At 31.6% G+C, this 18,404-nt stretch carries 23 protein-coding genes; 17 read left to right on the top strand and 6 right to left on the bottom strand.

The annotated features are described in order from the left end of the window. Positions 1–9 precede the first annotated feature (9 nt). Positions 10–621, bottom strand: a complete 612-nt coding sequence (locus tag AXY43_RS03975) for a LysE family transporter (protein WP_105411026.1) — start codon at positions 619–621, stop codon at positions 10–12. Positions 622–755: 134 nt separating this feature from the next. Here AXY43_RS03975 and AXY43_RS03970 point away from each other — a divergent pair, with 134 nt between their 5' ends. After that, the gene (locus AXY43_RS03970; protein ID WP_105411025.1) at positions 756–1,643 is read left to right on the top strand and encodes a LysR family transcriptional regulator; all 888 of its coding nucleotides are present in this window, start codon (positions 756–758) and stop codon (positions 1,641–1,643) included. A gap of 509 nt (positions 1,644–2,152) precedes the next feature. On the opposite strand, the gene AXY43_RS03965 is transcribed toward AXY43_RS03970, so the two are convergent. Beyond that, positions 2,153–2,995 carry an SDR family oxidoreductase gene (locus AXY43_RS03965; protein WP_105411024.1) on the bottom strand — a complete coding sequence of 281 codons (843 nt, stop codon included), beginning with the start codon at positions 2,993–2,995 and terminating at the stop codon, positions 2,153–2,155. A gap of 278 nt (positions 2,996–3,273) precedes the next feature. On the opposite strand from AXY43_RS03965, the gene AXY43_RS03960 reads away from it, so the two are divergent. Next, positions 3,274–4,251, top strand: a complete 978-nt coding sequence (locus AXY43_RS03960; protein WP_039773578.1) for an AraC family transcriptional regulator — start codon at positions 3,274–3,276, stop codon at positions 4,249–4,251. 110 nt (positions 4,252–4,361) lie between these two features. Here the strand turns inward: AXY43_RS03960 and AXY43_RS03955 are convergent, their stop codons facing one another. Next, on the bottom strand, positions 4,362–4,943 hold the full coding sequence (locus AXY43_RS03955) for a TetR/AcrR family transcriptional regulator (RefSeq protein ID WP_105411023.1): 582 nt from the start codon (positions 4,941–4,943) through the stop codon (positions 4,362–4,364). Positions 4,944–5,141: 198 nt separating this feature from the next. Between AXY43_RS03955 and AXY43_RS03950 the strand changes: the two genes are divergently transcribed. Beyond that, positions 5,142–5,321: a hypothetical protein gene (locus AXY43_RS03950; protein WP_039773579.1), complete on the top strand. Its 180-nt coding sequence runs from the start codon at positions 5,142–5,144 to the stop codon at positions 5,319–5,321. Positions 5,322–5,506: 185 nt separating this feature from the next. Here AXY43_RS03950 and AXY43_RS03940 read toward each other — a convergent pair whose 3' ends face one another. Then, positions 5,507–5,932 (bottom strand): MerR family transcriptional regulator, encoded by a 426-nt coding sequence (locus AXY43_RS03940; RefSeq protein WP_039773580.1) that lies wholly within the window; start codon positions 5,930–5,932, stop codon positions 5,507–5,509. Between the two features lie 229 nt (positions 5,933–6,161). Between AXY43_RS03940 and AXY43_RS03935 the strand changes: the two genes are divergently transcribed. Further along, positions 6,162–6,926 (top strand): SDR family NAD(P)-dependent oxidoreductase, encoded by a 765-nt coding sequence (locus AXY43_RS03935; RefSeq protein ID WP_105411022.1) that lies wholly within the window; start codon positions 6,162–6,164, stop codon positions 6,924–6,926. Between the two features lie 299 nt (positions 6,927–7,225). On the opposite strand, the gene AXY43_RS03930 is transcribed toward AXY43_RS03935, so the two are convergent. After that, a complete protein-coding gene (locus tag AXY43_RS03930; protein ID WP_243099165.1) occupies positions 7,226–8,215 on the bottom strand; it encodes an AraC family transcriptional regulator in 990 nt (329 codons plus the stop codon). Between the two features lie 133 nt (positions 8,216–8,348). On the opposite strand from AXY43_RS03930, the gene AXY43_RS03925 reads away from it, so the two are divergent. From AXY43_RS03925 to AXY43_RS28380, 4 genes are all read left to right on the top strand, one after another. Beyond that, complete coding sequence (locus AXY43_RS03925; RefSeq protein ID WP_238892680.1) at positions 8,349–8,684, top strand: hypothetical protein; 336 nt, start codon at positions 8,349–8,351, stop codon at positions 8,682–8,684. Between the two features lie 54 nt (positions 8,685–8,738). Continuing rightward, positions 8,739–9,311, top strand: a complete 573-nt coding sequence (locus tag AXY43_RS03920; RefSeq protein WP_039773583.1) for a flavin reductase family protein — start codon at positions 8,739–8,741, stop codon at positions 9,309–9,311. A 16-nt stretch (positions 9,312–9,327) separates the two neighbouring features. Further along, a complete protein-coding gene (locus tag AXY43_RS03915) occupies positions 9,328–9,900 on the top strand; it encodes a flavin reductase family protein (RefSeq protein ID WP_039773584.1) in 573 nt (190 codons plus the stop codon). A 70-nt stretch (positions 9,901–9,970) separates the two neighbouring features. Further along, a complete protein-coding gene (locus AXY43_RS28380) occupies positions 9,971–10,102 on the top strand; it encodes a hypothetical protein (RefSeq protein ID WP_276517138.1) in 132 nt (43 codons plus the stop codon). Positions 10,103–10,480: 378 nt separating this feature from the next. On the opposite strand, the gene AXY43_RS03910 is transcribed toward AXY43_RS28380, so the two are convergent. Next, complete coding sequence (locus tag AXY43_RS03910; RefSeq protein WP_039773585.1) at positions 10,481–11,449, bottom strand: carotenoid biosynthesis protein; 969 nt, start codon at positions 11,447–11,449, stop codon at positions 10,481–10,483. Between the two features lie 596 nt (positions 11,450–12,045). On the opposite strand from AXY43_RS03910, the gene AXY43_RS03905 reads away from it, so the two are divergent. The 9 genes from AXY43_RS03905 to AXY43_RS03875 all read left to right on the top strand — a co-directional run bounded on the left by AXY43_RS03905 (position 12,046) and on the right by AXY43_RS03875 (position 18,197). Continuing rightward, positions 12,046–12,612, top strand: a complete 567-nt coding sequence (locus AXY43_RS03905) for a TetR/AcrR family transcriptional regulator (RefSeq protein ID WP_236887816.1) — start codon at positions 12,046–12,048, stop codon at positions 12,610–12,612. Between the two features lie 584 nt (positions 12,613–13,196). Continuing rightward, a complete protein-coding gene (locus tag AXY43_RS03900) occupies positions 13,197–13,880 on the top strand; it encodes an accessory gene regulator ArgB-like protein (protein ID WP_105411020.1) in 684 nt (227 codons plus the stop codon). 193 nt (positions 13,881–14,073) lie between these two features. Then, positions 14,074–14,541 carry a hypothetical protein gene (locus tag AXY43_RS03895; protein WP_105411019.1) on the top strand — a complete coding sequence of 156 codons (468 nt, stop codon included), beginning with the start codon at positions 14,074–14,076 and terminating at the stop codon, positions 14,539–14,541. Positions 14,542–14,573: 32 nt separating this feature from the next. Further along, entirely contained in the window at positions 14,574–14,720 is a 147-nt protein-coding gene (locus tag AXY43_RS03890; protein ID WP_081300627.1) for a cyclic lactone autoinducer peptide, read from the top strand. Positions 14,721–14,805: 85 nt separating this feature from the next. Continuing rightward, positions 14,806–16,329 carry a PAS domain-containing sensor histidine kinase gene (locus AXY43_RS03885; RefSeq protein ID WP_243099164.1) on the top strand — a complete coding sequence of 508 codons (1,524 nt, stop codon included), beginning with the start codon at positions 14,806–14,808 and terminating at the stop codon, positions 16,327–16,329. Positions 16,330–16,346: 17 nt separating this feature from the next. Next, the gene (locus AXY43_RS27535; protein WP_347501436.1) at positions 16,347–16,637 is read left to right on the top strand and encodes an ATP-binding protein; all 291 of its coding nucleotides are present in this window, start codon (positions 16,347–16,349) and stop codon (positions 16,635–16,637) included. A gap of 135 nt (positions 16,638–16,772) precedes the next feature. After that, entirely contained in the window at positions 16,773–17,381 is a 609-nt protein-coding gene (locus AXY43_RS03880) for a histidine phosphatase family protein (protein ID WP_012059351.1), read from the top strand. Between the two features lie 170 nt (positions 17,382–17,551). Further along, a complete protein-coding gene (locus AXY43_RS27530; protein WP_167514417.1) occupies positions 17,552–17,692 on the top strand; it encodes a hypothetical protein in 141 nt (46 codons plus the stop codon). Positions 17,693–17,768: 76 nt separating this feature from the next. After that, on the top strand, positions 17,769–18,197 hold the full coding sequence (locus tag AXY43_RS03875) for an Rrf2 family transcriptional regulator (RefSeq protein WP_039773646.1): 429 nt from the start codon (positions 17,769–17,771) through the stop codon (positions 18,195–18,197). The last annotated feature ends 207 nt before the right edge of the window (positions 18,198–18,404 follow it).

Here is an 18,404-nt window from a genome sequence, read left to right as displayed (position 1 = left end):
GTCTAGACATCAGATAAATAAATGAATTAGAAGTTTAAAATCGGGAACTGATAATGCACAATATATTAGGAGAGATGCCATAACAATATTAAATAACTTTCTATGACGGCTAAGAACTTTTTGAAATAATGCACCAAAAAGAGTCCAGCAGGACATCGATATAAATCCTACTAATGAGAGGAATATAGCAAATAAGCATAATATTATGCTCGATTTATAGTAGGGGATTATAAAAATTGAAGTCACCGTTATACCATAAAGTATTGTTTTAGGATTCATGAATTGCATAAGCATTCCAGATTTAAATGTGTTGATGCTGTAATCATTAATTGCATTTGGGTTAGAATTACTTTTGAGTATCTTGATAGCTAAATATATTATGTATGCTGAACTAAATACCTCCATAGACAACTTTATGTTGGGAAGAAGTTTAAATAAAAATAAGTTAAGATAACCACACAATAACATGATCAAAGCCATACCAGTTGTAGCACCTAGAACAAATTTAAATGTTTTTTTATATCCAAAGTTAGTACCATTTGTCATAGACATAATATTATTTGGACCAGGCGTAAAAGTTGAAACAAGAACATAAGATAAAAGTGCAGATAAATTGAACATAGCTTACCTCCTTAATGATTAAATTTGAAAAGATAGTAACAATATGATATCATGCTACTAATAATTAGTGAAATCAATAGTTTAAATTGTAACAATCAAAATAAATGATTGATTTTTGGGGGGGGGATATAGAAATGGAATTTCGTCAATTAAATGCATTTATTACCGTAGCTAAACTGAGTAATTTTACAAAAGCAGCATTTGAACTAGGATATTCACAATCTGCTATCACTGCTCAGATACAACAGTTGGAAAAAGAATTAGGTGTTAATTTGTTTGAAAGATTAGGAAAAAATATATCTTTGACTTCAGAAGGGGAAAAATTTCTTGCTTATGCTAAGCAAATAATTAAACTTTCTGATGAAGCAAAAAACAATTTAAGTACATCAGATGTAGTAAAGGGAACTTTGACAATAGGGGCTAATGAATCGCTTTGTGCTGTAAGGCTGCCTCCTATATTAAAGGAATTTCATGAGCATTATCCGGAGGTTGAAATTATTCTAAAAATGGAAAGTAATAATAAATGTAAAACATTGATAAGAGAAAATCAGATTGATGTTGCTTTTATTATTGGTCAGAAAATCAATGATTCTGAGTTAATTACAGAATTGGAATTTCCTGAACCTTTAGTTTTATTAGCGACCCCAGGACATCCACTTACTTCCAAGAAACATGTTCATCCTGAAGATATTGCTGAATATAACATAATTGTTTCAGAAAAAGGCTGTGGTTACCGAAATCTTTTTGAACAAAGTCTCAATGATGCTGGGGTAACTCCGAAATCAATAATAGAAATGGGCAGTATCCAATCAATCAAACAATTGACAATGAGCGGACTTGGAATAACGCTGCTTCCAAAGATTGCTGCTGCGGAGGAGCTGAAACGAAATGAATTGATAGAACTTCATTGGTGGGAAGATTCTTTTTATTTGGCTACGCAAATGGTGTATCATAGGGATAAATGGGTTTCAAGGGCATTAAGAGCTTTTATAGATCTGAGTAAAGAAATGATGAATAGTTAATATAATATTTTGAATTCAAATAACAAAGGTATGTATTTTGTGTTCTTAGTGTCTTCTTATTAAATTAAACATTAATATTTTTATATGACGTAACAGTTGAAAATGGAATGATAAGAAGCATCTAAATAAGAATTCTTTATTTTTCAACGAAAGAACTTTTTATATAGATGAGAAAGGAAAAAGAGTTATCATTTGCGAGTGTTACGGTGAACCATGTCATAAGGGATGTAGACTTTTTTAAAATATTGTATGATGAACCGTATTGAAGTAGAAGTATTGTTCAATGGTTTGAGAGAATTTTGATTTATGTTAGTCTAACTTTTACGCAGAAATTGGAATATTTGCGTTAAGGGATTATAATTAATATTTAATCAATTTATGAAATAATCTGCTATCAACTAAACGAATTGATAGCAGATTATTTGTTTCTACTAAGCTTTCAAAAATATACGCTTAATTTTGTATCTAACAAATTCGACACTTTAAATGCCTATTCTATCTTCTACTTTTTATTTATTAGTAGGGAAATCAGTAGAAAAGGCAAGTTCTTTTTGTGCTTCAAGTTCTTCAAGACGATTTGAAAGTGATTGATGTATCGTATTATAAGCTCCGCTGCCAAGAGCAATTCTTATTGGTGCTGGCTTTTGGTCAGCACTGTCAATCATGATTTTCACCATTCTAGCAGGATCACCAATAGGAACTATCGAGGTATCTTCAAAACCGCGTCTGGCATTATGTGCTTGAGAAATCGAGTAAGCCTCTAACTTTTGACCCAATACTACACTATGATGTGTAAAATTCGTACGTGCTCCGCTTGGTTCCACTATTGTAAGACTGATGTTAAAAGGAGCGATTTCTTGTCTTACGGCTTCGCAGAATCCTTCAATTCCCCATTTAGTTGCATGGTAGAGTGATCCTCCAGAGAATGCAGTTTGGCCTGCTGATGATGAGAGTTGAATGATATGCCCTTCTCCTTGAGCACGTAGATGTGGTAATGAAGCTCTAATCAAATGGATAGATCCAAGGAGATTTGTGTTAATCTGATGAGTAATTTGCTCAATAGTTAATTCTTCTGCTGCACCAATAAGGCCATAACCAGCGTTGCTTACAATAACATCAATTTTTCCAAGTTCGTTGAAGGCTTGATCGACAACCTCATAAATTGTGTTGGTGTCTGTAACGTCAAGATGAAACACTCTAAGAAGAGCACCGTATTTTTCCTTAAGGTCTTCTACTGAATTCATATTGCGTACAGTACCAGCAACTTTATCGCCCCTCTCAAGGAGTTGTTCAGTCATATGTCGTCCGAATCCACTGTTAATACCAGTTATAAACCAAGTTCTTTGTTCCATTTCTTTATACCTCTCTTTTATTAAAATTTAATAGTTTAGACATCAAGTTTGACTAACCATATTATCACATTAAAAATCAAAACATAATATAACGATAATGTTTAAAATTTGCCTAATTCTGCAAAGTATTAATTCAATGAATTGATGAAAAAACAAATTGATTTTTGATATAATATTTACTATAGTTTTAAGGAATATTATCATTGAGTTAGATAAATGAAATAAGATGTGGAAATTATCAGAAAATGGTTTAAGTATAAAGGCTGGGTGAGAAATAAATGTTAGAACAAAAAGAAAATTTAAATAAAGAAGTATTATTTGAAGAAAGTAACTTTATTAAGCAAAAGACATTGAATACTATAATTGGAATGACAGAGAGGATAGCTAAAATTGATGGAAATACCAAAACAATAGTCCCATTTTTTTCGGTTACCAGGCACAGTCATGAAATTCCTATAACTCCTGGAGTTATGAATCCTGCATTTAGTATTATTCTTCAAGGAAGAAAGGAGTTTCATTTCGGAGATGAGACTATACATTTTAATGCAGGTGATTTTGCAGCGTCTATTATTGATATGCCTGTATCCGTACAAGTGATAGGAGCATCAAAAGAGTTGCCCTGTATTAGTTTGCGTATTGATTTTACTACAAGTGAAATTGCTTCTGTAATACTGGATGCTAAAATTGAATTTAACATAAAAAATAAGAATCTTTATTTAGGAGCATTTGTAGGAAAATCAGATGAGGAACTATTAGATTTATTTATCAGACTTTTGAAGCTAATAAATAAATCTAAGGATACTTACTTTTTATCGCAGCTTATTAAGCGAGAAATGATTTATCACTTATTGAGTGGAGAGTACGGATACTTGTTTTTTCAACAGGTTCTAGCTGAACAGCAGGCAGATGGAATAGGTAAAGCAATAGAATGGATCAAGGAAAATTATAAACGTTCTTTTACCGTGGAAGAGCTAGCAAAATCAAATAATATGAGTGTATCAGGACTGCACCATAAGTTTAAAGCTGTAACTGCCATTGGTCCGCTACAATATCAGAAAGAGCTGCGACTTCATGAAGCAAGACGACTCATGTTTAGTGATTCTATTGATGTTACTACTGCTGCCATGGAAGTTGGTTATGAAAGCTCATCTCAATTTACCAGGGAATATAAGCGGTTATTTGGACAGCCGCCACTAAAACATATAAGAGCTTTGCGAAAAAGTTTTGAAAATGGTGAATTTCAAAGTGGTATATAAGGCGTATCATTTGGTGATAATAGATGGTTACAATACTTAGACAGAATAGAAAATTCATTGCAAAGAGCCTATAAAAAATGAAAAGAACACTATTTGATATAATGTTCTTTTCATCTTTTTAAAGTACCCATACCTGTAGAAATAAACCCAATAATCTCAGAAATTAGAAGTTCTTGAGGGATTGGTCTATTCTGAACTTCCCATTTGTAAATTACATTATAAATAGAAGTGCTCATCATTGTTGCAACTAATTGGGCACGTATTTGTTCATTTTCAGCTAATTCAGGGTCTTTTATTAGCATCTCATAGATTATGGAATATAGCTCACAAGATATTTTATCTCCTATTAAAGGTAAAATAGAGGCAAAACCGCACTTGCAGATGCTTTTTACCATTTCAAAGTACTCACAAACGCAAAGAATGAGGATTCGTATAGTATTCTCATTTAGGCGCATCTCGCCTAGTAGTTTATGGGAAAAGATCTCAGAGAATTTCTCTACTATGACGGTGTCCAGTAGTGCATATTTATCTGTAAAATGTGCATAGAAGGTTGCACGGTTTATGGTGGCCACGGTAGTAATATCCTTGACTGTAATGGAGTCAAAGCCTTTTTTAGTAACTAGTGAAATAAAAGCGTTGATAATAAGATCACGGGTTCTTTTTACTCTAGGATTATTTATATTTACTGACATATTATTACCTCATTTAAAAGAATTTTAGTTAAACTCATATTGCAGATTTAGTTTTATGCAAGCAACACTTTATCAATTTTGTTGGTTGAAAAATATATAAGCTAAATTTATAATCATTATAAGCAACACGAGTTGTTTTTGCAATATAGGTTGCTAGAATAATTGTTTGAAATAAATATTTATTACTTGGAGGTAAATATGTCAACTATAAATCCAAACTGTAAATGCATAAATAAAAGCTGTAAAAATCACGGTAATTGTAAAGCCTGTCGAGAGTATCACAAAGGGCAATCATATCTTAATCAAACATATTGTCAGGCTGGTGCAGTTAAATTCATAACTAAAGGATTAATATCTAAGTTAAAGTTACATTCTTAGCATATAACTTAGCAATTCAAATGCGGACTTACTATAAAATAAAAAAGGGTGGGAGTGTTGAAATATGAATTTAGATAATCCGATTTTCAAGAAGTCAATTATAGAAGTTATAAAAGCAAGAACATCTATGAGGTCATATAATGGAGTGCCTTTGGACAAAACAATAGGCGATAGCATAATAGATGCTATAATAGCAAGTTATTTTCGCGTTTTTCCTCATGAACTTTTTTTCTTTCTTCGTTAATAATTTGCGCCGCGTTAGGAGATGTATACTTCACTATTTTGGTATGAATAAGGTCTAAATTTTCATTGAGATCATTTATTTGGTTTAAAATTGCTTCTTGATGTTTTAAAAGTAATTCTTTTCGTGAATCTATGGTTCTAGAACCTTCCATGCAGAAATCAATATATTTTTTTATATCCTTAAGTTGCATGCCAGTATTCTTTAGACAACAAATTGTTCTAAACAGGCTTACGTCTGATTCAGTAAAAACTCTGTTTCCTGATTTATTTCTCAAAACAAATGGCAGAAGACCCTCTTTGTCATAGAAACGAATTGTATAGATAGAAACGCCAAACATTTTTGATATATCTTTTATTGTATAAGTCAATTTTAAAATCCCCTTTAAAATTTATTAAAAAAAGCTTGACCTAGATATATCTCTAGGTATTAACATGAGTATAAATCATAGGAAATTAAATTTCAAGTAACTTATACCTTCTTGGATTAATATTAAAACTGATGACTAAGGAAATACTGTCTTTGAAATATAAGTAGCGGTATAAATAATGAGATATTAATTTCTAAATGGTTAATAAATACTTAAAGGAGAGGTTTTTATGAACCCCAATAGTAAAATTGCATTAGTTACAGGTGGAAGTCGTGGAATTGGTAGAAATTCTGCAATAGCCCTATCTAAAAAGGGTATAGATGTAATTATCACTTACAATAATCAAAAAGAAAAAGCAGATGAAGTTGTAAAAGAAATTGAAGCAAATGGTGGTAAAGCTGCTGCTATTCAGCTTGATGTAAGTAATATATCTTCATTTGATTCCTTTGCATCTAAGTTATCAGATGTTTTAAAGGATAAATGGAATAGAGAGCACTTTGATTTTTTAATTAATAATGCTGGAATTTCAAGCCATACTCCTATTTTAGAAGTTACAGAAGAAGAGTTTGATAAAATAGTTAATGTACACTTTAAAGGAGTTTTCTTTTTAACACAGAAACTAATTCCGCTTATTGCTGACAAAGGTGGAATTGTAAACACTTCAACAGGATTGACCCGTTTTACAGCCCCAGGTTCGGGACTTTATGCTGCTGCGAAAGGTTCAGTAGAAGTTTTTACTAGATATTTAGCGATAGAATTAGGAGCTAGAGGCATAAGAGCGAATACGATAGCTCCTGGACCTGTTAACACTGAGTTTAGTGGAGACACTTATATTAAAAATCCAAGTTTGAAAGATACGATTGGTTCTTATGCTACACTCGGAAGAATTGGAGAAGCTTCTGATATTGGAGGTGTTGTCGCTAGTCTATGCGCAGATGAAATGGGATGGGTTACCGGTCAACGTATTGAAGCATCTGGCGGTATGTTAGTATAATTAAAAGATATTACTCTTAATCAACAAGATCTTATAAGCTTTCGTTGATTAAGAGTGCATATATGGAGCTTTTTTAAGATAAGAAATTTATATTTACTTTTATAAAATAATAAAATATTAATATATTTTATTTAGTGCTATATTCGTTCAATATCAAGTTCACTCATTCTTCCTTCACAAAACTCCCGGGGGCTTTTATGAGCGAAGCGAATTTGCTAATGAACTAATCAGTGTTACGGCTGAAAAAGGGTTTAATAACGTTATTGATGCATTTCACGTTGAAGCCATAACATTGACCATTAAAGCTGACGAGGAGAAGTACCATAATACTGTTTAAAGGCCTTATAGAAATTGCTGCTATTGCTGTATCCGAGCATATCAGCAATTTTTTCAATGGAAAGATCTGTATGATTCAATAATAGCTTCGCTCTTCGCATACGTGATTCAGCTAGCAGAGCAGAAAAGGTCTTCCCTGTCTTTTCCGGCAAAAGACGGGAAATATAGACGGGGTGATATCCGAAATGGGATGCAATGTCATTCAATGTTACAGAATCAGAGTGTGATTCGATATATTCCATAATCCGGTCAATTAATGTCGTGCCAGTAGGTAGACGCTGACGCTTGTACTCATAGGAAAGATACATTGCAAGGGACATGACCATAGGTTTTAAAATTTTCTGTGAGTCCTCTGTTTTATGAGCATATTCAAGAATCATGACATTCAGCAGCTGCCAGATTGGCGAAGAAGCTGGAATTTCCAGATGAACGAACTCTTCTGCATATTTGTTTTTCTGTGGTTCCAGAAAAAAATTAAGCATGGAGCTATCTGCTGAGAGCGCACTCAGGTATTCCTGGAAAAAGGTTTCTTTACGAATCAGTACTCCTAGAATAATACATTCGTGATCAGAATCACGCTTAACAGCATAGCCGCTATAGGGCTGACCGATATAGCAGTCTCCTTCTTTTACCGTGATCCGATTGTTATAGTTGGCGCTTAATGCATCATAATCTCCGTGGTAAGCAAAATGAATGAAAAAAAAGTCCTGGCGGTGAAAACGCTCCTCAATTTTTTCCCCTTTAAATGCACACACCATAACTTCCTCGGATTTCTCTCCCAACCAATGCGAAATCAGTTCGTTATTTCCTGAGGACGGATCCGGGCTAAAGTCCCAATTGAGGTGCGGAAAGTCCTGACCGAGTTTTTCTAATGCGTGATCGATTTCGGTATCGCAATTCCAAGACATAACAACGTTCCTTTCTTCAGATTTCTGAGCAATTCTTTCAAGCATTGCAACGTTTTTAGTAAATCAGATATTTTTATATCTAATTGTAGGTTAAAATACGCCATAATTCAAGTTAATATTTAGCGCTGATTTGGAAGGTGAAAATCTATATGATTGAGTAGTAGCAAGAAAGTTCAAATTGAAAGGAATAGAACTTATGTATAATTTTGACTTTTATATGCCAACAAAAGTATTATTTGGAGCAGGAAAATTTCAGGAGCCGCATACAGAAGTGCTTCCAGGAAAGAAAGCACTAATCGTGACATCCGGAAAAGATTTTATCAGAGCATTGGATGAACTGATCGAAGCAGTCGTATGTAAACATCTCCGAATGAGTGATGCAGGAATCAAGGAAGAAGAGCTCGCAAAGTATCCGAAGAGAATACACGAGGTGCTCGGCGGTGACATTACCGCAGACCCGTTACCGCTTACGGATGAAGATTATCTTGAAATCTATAAGAAATCATATCGTTAAGAGCATAATGCATCGAATAACTGTGATTTATTACATAATTTAAGGAGGATAAATATGTCTAGAAAAAATATCGGAGCAAAGCCATACATCACACCGATGCCGGTTTTGATGATTTCATCTTATGATGAGGCTGAAAAGCCGACCGCAATGTTAGCAGTATGGGGCGGAATCACGAATGAGACAGAAATTACTATTACCGTAGCATCCCAGAGAAACACGTTAAAGGGAATTCTTGCCAGAGGTTCCTTTGTTGTAAGTATGGCGGATGTGGAAAATGAAGTTGCCTGTGATTACCTTGGTATAACAACAGGAAATAAAGTGGAAGATAAGTTTGAGAAGTCCGGATTCAATACAACAAAGTCTGAATTCGTAGATGCACCGATTATCGATGAGCTTCCTTTTGCCGTTGAGTGCAGAGTGAAGAGCTATGATGAGGAAACTTGGAGACTGGTAGGCGAAATCGTCAATGTAAGTCTGGATGAACGGATTCTTGGAGAAGATGGCAAGATATCTTTTGAAAAATTCCATCCGATCACTTTCGATTGGATGAATAAGTCATATCTGTCCGTTGGTGAAAAGGTCGGTGATGCTTACCGCGATGGACTTCAGTTGAGAGAGAAGAACTAAGAGGAGGCTGTTTATTATGATGAAAAATTTAGGTTCAAACGCTTTTTCGTATGGGTATCCAGCGCCGGTTTTAATGGTTGGCACTTATAATGATGATGGAACAGTCAATGTGATGAATTTGCATGAGTGTACAAGGACGAATGCAGGTGATCTTGCATTATGTATTGGTCCACGTAGTAAGACGCATGAAAACATTAAAAAGAGACGCGCATTTACTGTTGCACTGGTTAATAAGAATTTGATAAAGGAAGTGGATTATTTTGGAATTGTAAGCGGCCAGAGAGTTCCTGATAAATTTGAAAAAACAGGATTGAAGGCTGTAAAGAGTGAACGCGTCAATGCCCCTATCATCGAAGGCAGTCCACTAGTCATCGAATGCGAACTCATAGAGGTTGTAAGAGCAAATAATTTCACTACTGTACTTGCCAGGATTGTCAATGTAGCGGTAGATGAGTCAGTGTTAGATAAAACCGGCATAATTGATGCCAAGAAAACAGGAATGTTATTTTTTGATTCGTTCAGCAACAGCTATTTTTCATTAGGTGAGAAAGCCGGAGATGCATGGGTCGAAGGAAAAAAATATCTGTAAATTCTTGTTTTGCATGAGATTTGCATTTATATGAGATTAATACGAGATGTTAAAGATGAACGATAAAATTATGTCGGTCGTTTTTGCCGGACATGGGAGCCCTATGGTGGCATTAGATAACAATGAAATTACAGAAGGTATGCAATCTAGGCTTCATGGCTATGACAGGGTTCGTTTTCGGATTATAATACACGGAACATGAGTCGATGTTAGATATAACAAAAAATCGATGCCAGGAAAATCAGTTTGTAGGGATATAATAGATATTGTTTTGATATGTTTCCTAAACGAGGGAATCTAGAAACATCAACGCTGTCATGTCGAGCCACGTGGAGACGGTAATTTTGATGACGAATAGTGGCTCTAAGGTCAAGTGAGACGGGTCAATCACAATATGTAGTGGTTTTAAAGTGAAAAATGAGAAAAAATCGGGACTGAAAAATGCGTTTTTCAGCCCGATTTTTTTGCCCTGCTTATAGATGACATTCGAGATTTTCATTGGTTGATAATTAATGGCTCAATAGAATAAGACAATATAAAACTCTATTGTGCGAATATTTATCTAACTTGTTGGGGCACTTTATTTCTTGAGAATAACTTTTTTACTAAAAATATGAATTCCAATCCAGCATAGCAATAATAACACCTGTGCCAGAACAACAAGCCATAGTACCTGCATGTATCCACCTATAATGCAAAATATGGTATTAACCAGTGGAAAACCCAGGAATGTAAACATGATAGGAAAATCTTTTTTGTAATCCATAGAACTAATGACCTTACGATCCCAGAACTTGGTTAAGGTTAACACTAAAACTCCCGCTGAAATTACAGTAAGTGCAATCAACATTACCCATTGCATATTAGAAGTTCTTGGGAAAAATGGTGCCATATAATTAAAGAAATTGGATAAAGGTGAAACCAAACAAACTACAGAAAGAATGGAAGCCAAAAACGGATATATGTATCCAATTAGTTTACTATAGCCTTTCTTTTTATGCCACCATTCACCGATTAAAATAAATGCAGTCCAGTATCCGGCTATATAGATCCATCCTGTAAAATTCATGACAGGTTCCCCATATATGACAGGTTCACCAGGGATCGGGAAATAACTCCACCGGCCAATGATTCCTTCCGAAGTTTGAAAAATCTGTTTTACTGCGACTGGATCCAGTGAAAAGTCAAAAATCATAGCACTAAGTCCAGTAATGAAGGGTTTAGTCCATGCCGGTATATTGATCGTCTTCAAAACACGTAAAGTTGAGTAAACGATAAGAAACTCGATAATAGGAACAGTTAATGGTATATTGAATATCATTAGGATACTGTGCCCATAGGCGTAAAAACCTTTATTTCCCATAAGTCCCATAGATACCGCAACATTTTCAAAGACTGCGGCGTAGAAAAAGACAAAACATAGGAATTGCATTAATACAATCTTTGGACGTTCTTCGTTTTCAATTATATAGAAAACCATTAATGCGGCGATGATTAGAACTAAAATATCTTGAATAATCCATACAGGTACTATAGTTATATTTCCCATTGTATTACCTCCATTTAAAATTATAATTTATTTGAACGTTCAAATATGTTGTATGTTAAATATATTATAATTATACAGTGCTACTTAATCAACAGGCAGTTCGATAACATTACGTTCGATATCTTACAAATCAGATAAGTGTTGTTCGTTCACTGAATTATTTAAGGAAGGTAAATAAGAGCAATACAATCATCATTTAAGGTTAAGGCAAAAAAATATTTTTGGGATTTAAAATTATAGAAAATCTATGTAGCAAATGTGGAATTATTACTGAGATTATAGCTAATACTTAAAATGAAGAAGATTAAGAATTATAGGGATTCTATACGAAAACTTAACTTATGCATCATACGTTAATAGTTGAAGTAGAAACCCTATGGATGGTTGTGAAGATTTCAAAAGATTTTTTAAAGGACTAACAGATAGACCAAAGAAGGGAGGAAGTTTGTCAAAACTAGCAACAGTATAAAACTTGAAAAGCAGATTAGATTACTTCAATGAAAGTAGTATATTCTTTTAGAATTACAAAATCGGACACATTGAACAGGGAATTAAACAAGTTTTATAAAGTTTTATAAGTTTTTGGCAACGGTATTATGGCATACGAAAAAGCAGACCGCCGGGTGAAATATACAAAAATGATTATAAAAAACAGTTTACTGGAACTCATGAAAGAGCGTCCTATCAGCAAAGTTACAGTGACAGATATATGCAAAAAAGCAGATATCAATCGCAATACTTTTTATTCACATTATGCTAATCAGTTTGAACTTCTTTCAAATATTGAAGGTGAGTTATATGAAGAAATCAGACAGGTTGCGGAACGTACTTTGAACCTTGAAACTTATGAAAAACTATCATATGAAATTTGTAAGTATATAAAAGCAAATAGCAATATATGTGGAGTATTATTTTCAGAGAACGGGGATAAAGAATTATTGAAACGTATTATTTATATCAGCCACGAATTAAATATTGAGAAATGGAAGAAGGAAGAAAAATATATTGATCAAAAACTATTTGATAATTGGTACACATTTACCGCATATGGCACTATAGCCGTAATAGAAAAGTGGGTCAATAGTGGTATGAAGGAAAGTCCAAGTAAAATTGCTGCTTTTATTAATAAAGCGACAGAAGCAGTATCGAAAGATTTTTATTGATACTCCCTAGAACTATCTGTATCAATAGCTACTCCAAGTTTAGATGATATATATGTTGCAATTCACAATGCACATTTCACAATTACAGCTAAAATTCTTGTAATATTTCTAGAATTATGATGAAGGATTATTTTTGCAATATATACATTATATTATTTAACTTGTTAATTGATGATGATAACCGATAAATTGTACAGTAACGAAAGAACAAAAGGGCGTTTGCTTGGATCTATAAGATTTATACATATTTATCCAATAAATTTCCGTTTATTCCAATATTTTGACGTTTTATTCCATTTCTATTTACATTGTTTTAATAATGTGCATATTATAAGTTATAGAAACAAAATATGTAAATTAGTTTGATAAGGCTTAAAGCTGTAAAAAGGCAGAATAGTAATTAATATAGAAAGTCAATTTGATTTTTCTGCTCTATTATTATCTATATTATTTTTCTAAGTAATATGCCTGTATACTATGGGGTTCATAAAAAAATTTATAGAATTTTAATCATTGTTATTATGTTTGTTTTATTATGCATAATAATCATGAAATCATTATTAAAAATAAAGGGATGAGCGAAAATGCCTCTAACTGAAAAAATAGCAACTAAAATCGGTAATAATGCAAAATTATTTTTGAATGTTAATGAAGAACAAGAACAGATAATCGTATATGGAGCAATAAATTTGTTTCAAATGCTATTTGCTATCTTATGGGTCATAATTGCTGGGTTGCTTTTTGGAGTGTTTTATGAAGCTTTAATATTTTCTATTAGTGCCAGTATTCTTAGAAAATATTCAGGTGGTGTACATGCATCCTCACCAAGCCGATGTGTTATAATAGGAACATTTTCAGCAGCATTAGCTGGAATTGTAATTAATAATATATTTTACAGCATAAATAGTATTAATGTAGCAGTAATAAGCGGTGGTATTATAATATTTGCATTTATAACAGTTTTTAGAAATGCACCTGTAGATAGTATTAAGAAGCCTATTAAAAATATTGAAACTAGAAGACAATTTAAGAGGAAATCTATTTTTACTATATTTATTTTTTTATTCATAATAATAATTTTATTCATGCTCAACGAAAAATTTTCAGAATTGTATTACATAAAATTAATAGAAAGTATTGGTGTGGGAGTCTTATGGCAGACCATTACTCTTACTAAAAATGGAATAAACTTTTTAAACAAAGTTGACTACGCCGTAAAATACATAATTGAGGGAATGGGAACATTAGTGACACCAAAGACAAAATAACTTTAAAAATGGGACAAACAAAACAATCATTTCATAGTAGAAATATGATTGTTAAAATATACATGAAAATAAGCGTGTGGAAGCGGACACAGCAAAAAAGGAGAAAATGTAAAAACAATTTGAAATAGTGATTAATATAGAAAATACTTTAACTTTTAAATATAGAAAATATTAAATGAAAGAGAGGAATGTAATGTTTAGACTTACTTGCGTAGATTTCTTTTTTAGACTTATTCCAGAATCATTTATTTTAATATGGGGGATACACATATTTTCTAGAAAAACTATTGATATGTTTAAATACATACTTTCAAGTTTAATATTAGCTATATTGTGCTTTATTATAAGATGTTTACCTATATACTATGGAGTAAATACAGATATTTGTATAATGCTAACTATAATTATTGTTATGTTTATTATTGATATACCGTTAATAAAAAATCTGCTAGGGACTTTTTTATTATATTTTATGCTTTCTTTAAGTGAAACCATGAATATGTTATTACTTAATAGTTTAAATGTAAGTACAGATATTTCTGTTTTACAGCCAATAACAAGATGCATATATGGGATTCCGAGCTTGATTATATTTATAACATCAATAATAATTTTGAAATGTGTACTAAAAAATAAGAAAGTCATTCCAAATTATCTTTAATATAAATATGGAATGAAGAGGAGCTGAAATTAATGAACAATATTTTTAAAATTTTATTACTTAAACTTACATCAAATATTTGTACAAGAATGGCGCTTAGTGTTTCTGCGTCAGCATGTCATTGGGGATTATATCAACCTGAAGAACCAAAATGTCTAAGAGATATTAATAATCATTAATATCAATGTTAAAAGGAAAAACTGTCATAAATTTAATTGACAATTTTTCCTTTTAATAATTATCTATTGAAAGGAATATATCTGTATGGGGAATTATGTAAGAAGTCATAATAACAAACTAAAAGAAATGGTGTGTTTTATTAAAATTGCAATTATAGTATTTGTTAGTATAATAATACATATGAATTTACCAAAGTATTGGTCAAGTTTATATATACACGAAAATACTAAATTTAACATATATATAGTAAGTTTTTCTTCGCTCATTATTGGAATAAATTTCATTATGTGTTTAATAATTACTGGTATAGTCTTACAAAAAAGAATTTTGTTAAAAAATTCATGGTTAATAGATAATATCATTTTTACATTTATTATATCCATACCTATATATTTATCCAAAGCACATCAAAGTGAATGCAAATATTTATTTCTATTATTAATAATATATTCAATTATTCAATATGGTTCTAAATGTGGGATAGTAACATCAATTTTTTCTTCTGGTGTTATTCTTGGAGCAGATTTATTGTATGCTCCCTTAGAAAATGGCATTAATATATACTTTCAAAAAGATTTAATAATGTGCGGTGTATTTATTCTTGTTGCATGGATTTTGGGATATTATGTTAATATTGAAGCTGAAAATAATAAAAAGAAAGATGAAACTCTTAATACATTAAGCAATGAAAAAAAAGAGATGGAATCTCTATTATTAAATAATAAAATTTGTTATGATATGTTATTTGAAAATTCATTAAACTCAATTATTGTACATACAAATGGAGAAGTTATATATGCTAATGCAAGTGCAACTAAATTATTAGGTTTAAAGGGAGAGAACTTTTATAATCATTATTTATCGGAAGTTAACAAAGATATTAAAAAGAAATATTCAAGTATTAGCCATAATAAGCTTGTAAAGATTACAAGTGAGGAGAGCATATTAAATTCTGATGGTGAATTCATTCCGGTGATTAATACATCATCTTTTTTTACTTATAAAGGGAAACCATCAGTTTTGACATTTTTAAGAGATATAACATCTGAAAAGAAAGTTGAATCTCTACAAGAAGATATAGAAAAAAATCTAAAGTTACTTAATGAGTCAAGAGAATTTAACAATCTTATAATGGACTTTTTTACTAATATGTCTCACGAGCTTAAGACACCTGTTAATGTAATTTATTCAGCAGTTCAAACTGTAGATGTTTATTTTGGGAACTATAATTTGGAAAATATGAAGAAATGTAAATTATACTTTAAAACAATGAAACAAAATTGTTTAAGACTGATTAGAATAATAAATAATTTTTTAGATGTAACTAAGTTAAATTCTGATTCTGGATTTATTAGAATGAAAAAAAGAAATGGTAATATTGTAAATATTATTGAAGAGATTACCCAATCTGTGGCATCTTATGTCAATGATAAAGATATAACACTTATATTTGATACAAACGTTGAGGAAAAGATCATGGGATTTGACCATGATATGATGGAGCGTATAATGCTTAATTTAATATCGAATGCTCTTAAATATAGCCATTCTAAGGGAAATATATATGTTGAGTTCATAGATAAACAAAAAAGTGTTAACGTTAAGTAAGGGATGAAGGGGATGGCATTCCAAAGGACAAACTTAATTTTATATTTGAACGTTTTGGCAAAGTGGATAACACTCTTTCAAGAAAATGTGAGGGAACTGGAATAGGATTATATCTTGTAAAATCTTTTGTTGAAATGCATGGTGGGAAAATAAGTGTTTCAAGTGTTGAAGGACAAGGTAGTGAATTTATAATAGAATTACCAGTAGAATTGATTAAAAATGAAGAAGAAGAAGATAAAATTCTATTTAAAACTAATATAGAAAAAATACAAATAGAATTTTCAGATATATACTCGCTGCAAAGTTAAAAAGATATATAGTACTTTAAATTGGATATGAGCTGTGGGGATAAAGGTAAATTGTAATTTGGAGGCTAATAAACTAAAGGATACTTATAAATATTGAAATAGAATAAATTTAAAATTAACAAGAGGGGAAATTAAATGAAAAATGTAATAACTATTCAACATACACAATCTATTCATCATACTAATGGGATGGTTGGTTCTTGGACTGATTGGGATTTATCAGAGGTGGGAATACAACAAGCGAATAATATTGGAAAAAACTTATCAAATCAGTTATCAGATAAAAAGTATGTATTGTATTCTTCAGATTTATTAAGAGCTAAGCACACAGCAGAAATTGTAGGAAGGCATTTGGGAGTTGCACCAATTTTTGTTGCTGAATTGAGAGAAAGAAACCTTGGAAAATGTGTTGGAAAGTCTGTACAATGGCTGCGAGATAATATAGAAGTACAAGAAAAATCTATTGATGATAAGATGTTTTCTGATGCAGAAAGCAGAAGAGATGAATGGAATAGATTATTACCATTTTTTAATGAGCTAATGACCAATAAATATGAGAATGTAATTATAGTTTCTCATGGAGATTTACTTAGTGTATTTAATACAATGTGGTTAGGTATGGATATTGAAATGCTTAACAAAAGTGAAATATTTGGATTAGCTGGTGGAGTTAGTTTTATGCAAGAAACCGCTGACGGGAAACGATTAATTAAGCGAATTAGCGATATGTCTTATATAAAGTAATATGGAAGTTTTTCTTTAATTATAAGAATTTTACGAAGCTTGAAAGTTCGACAAATTCAAATTTATCGAGATGCCTATAAAGAGTTTTCAGAAAGAAAGTTTACGTATTTTATAAATTAAGAATAGTATCGAATGAATGAAGAACGGATGAGTATAAATATGAATTAGAAATGTGCGAGCATTATTATATAGATGAGGATGAAGGTCAGGAAGTTAGAAGCTTATGTTTTAAAACTGGTAAGGGATATAACGCTTCAAATGGAGTTATAGCTGATTTAAAAAATACTATATTAAAATATAATTTAGAATAGGGAATGTTAATTATTAAAAATAATTGACAAGTAAATGCGTTGTAACTATAATGGTTACAAGGAGGTAATATTTATGATGCAGATTAGCAGTAGATTTACTGTAGCAATTCATATTCTTGCTGCCTTAGAAATTAGCAATGATGTTTGTACATCTGAAGTGATTGCAGGTAGCATACAGAATAACCCAGTTGTTGTAAGGCGGATTATTGGTATGCTAAAAAAGGCTGAACTGGTTGATGTCAATAGTGGAGGTGGCGGTGCCTATCTTCTAAAGCCAGTTGAAGATATTACTCTTTTTGATGTATATAAAGCAGTTGATGTAGTTGAAGACGAAAAGCTCTTTCAGATACATGAAAATACTAATCAGGAATGTATTATAGGTGCAAATATTCAAGATGTATTAATGTTAATGTTACCCAAAGCTCAATCGGCGATGGAAGAGGTATTAAAAAGTTATACAATGGCAGATATTGTTGCAGGTATATTGGAAAAAAAGTTGAATTGAAAGATTCAATTTTTTTTAGAACTATTGTAACTGGAATTGTTACAGTTACAATGGCGATTGTGTTAATGTAAGATATTCAAGCATAAATAAATGAAATTCATGTGTATGCAAGCAAGTAGAAATTTATCGGATTGCTATATCTAAAATTATTTAGATAGTAAATCAGCATAGTGCAATAAAAGAAAAAATAAATGTAAGAGGAAGGAA

Origin of the sequence: Clostridium sp. MF28, from assembly GCF_002969175.1 — a bacterium.
Taxonomy (GTDB): domain Bacteria; phylum Bacillota; class Clostridia; order Clostridiales; family Clostridiaceae; genus Clostridium; species Clostridium beijerinckii.
The sequence above is the reverse complement of the archived record's forward strand: the minus strand, read 5'-3'. Positions and strand labels throughout refer to the sequence as shown.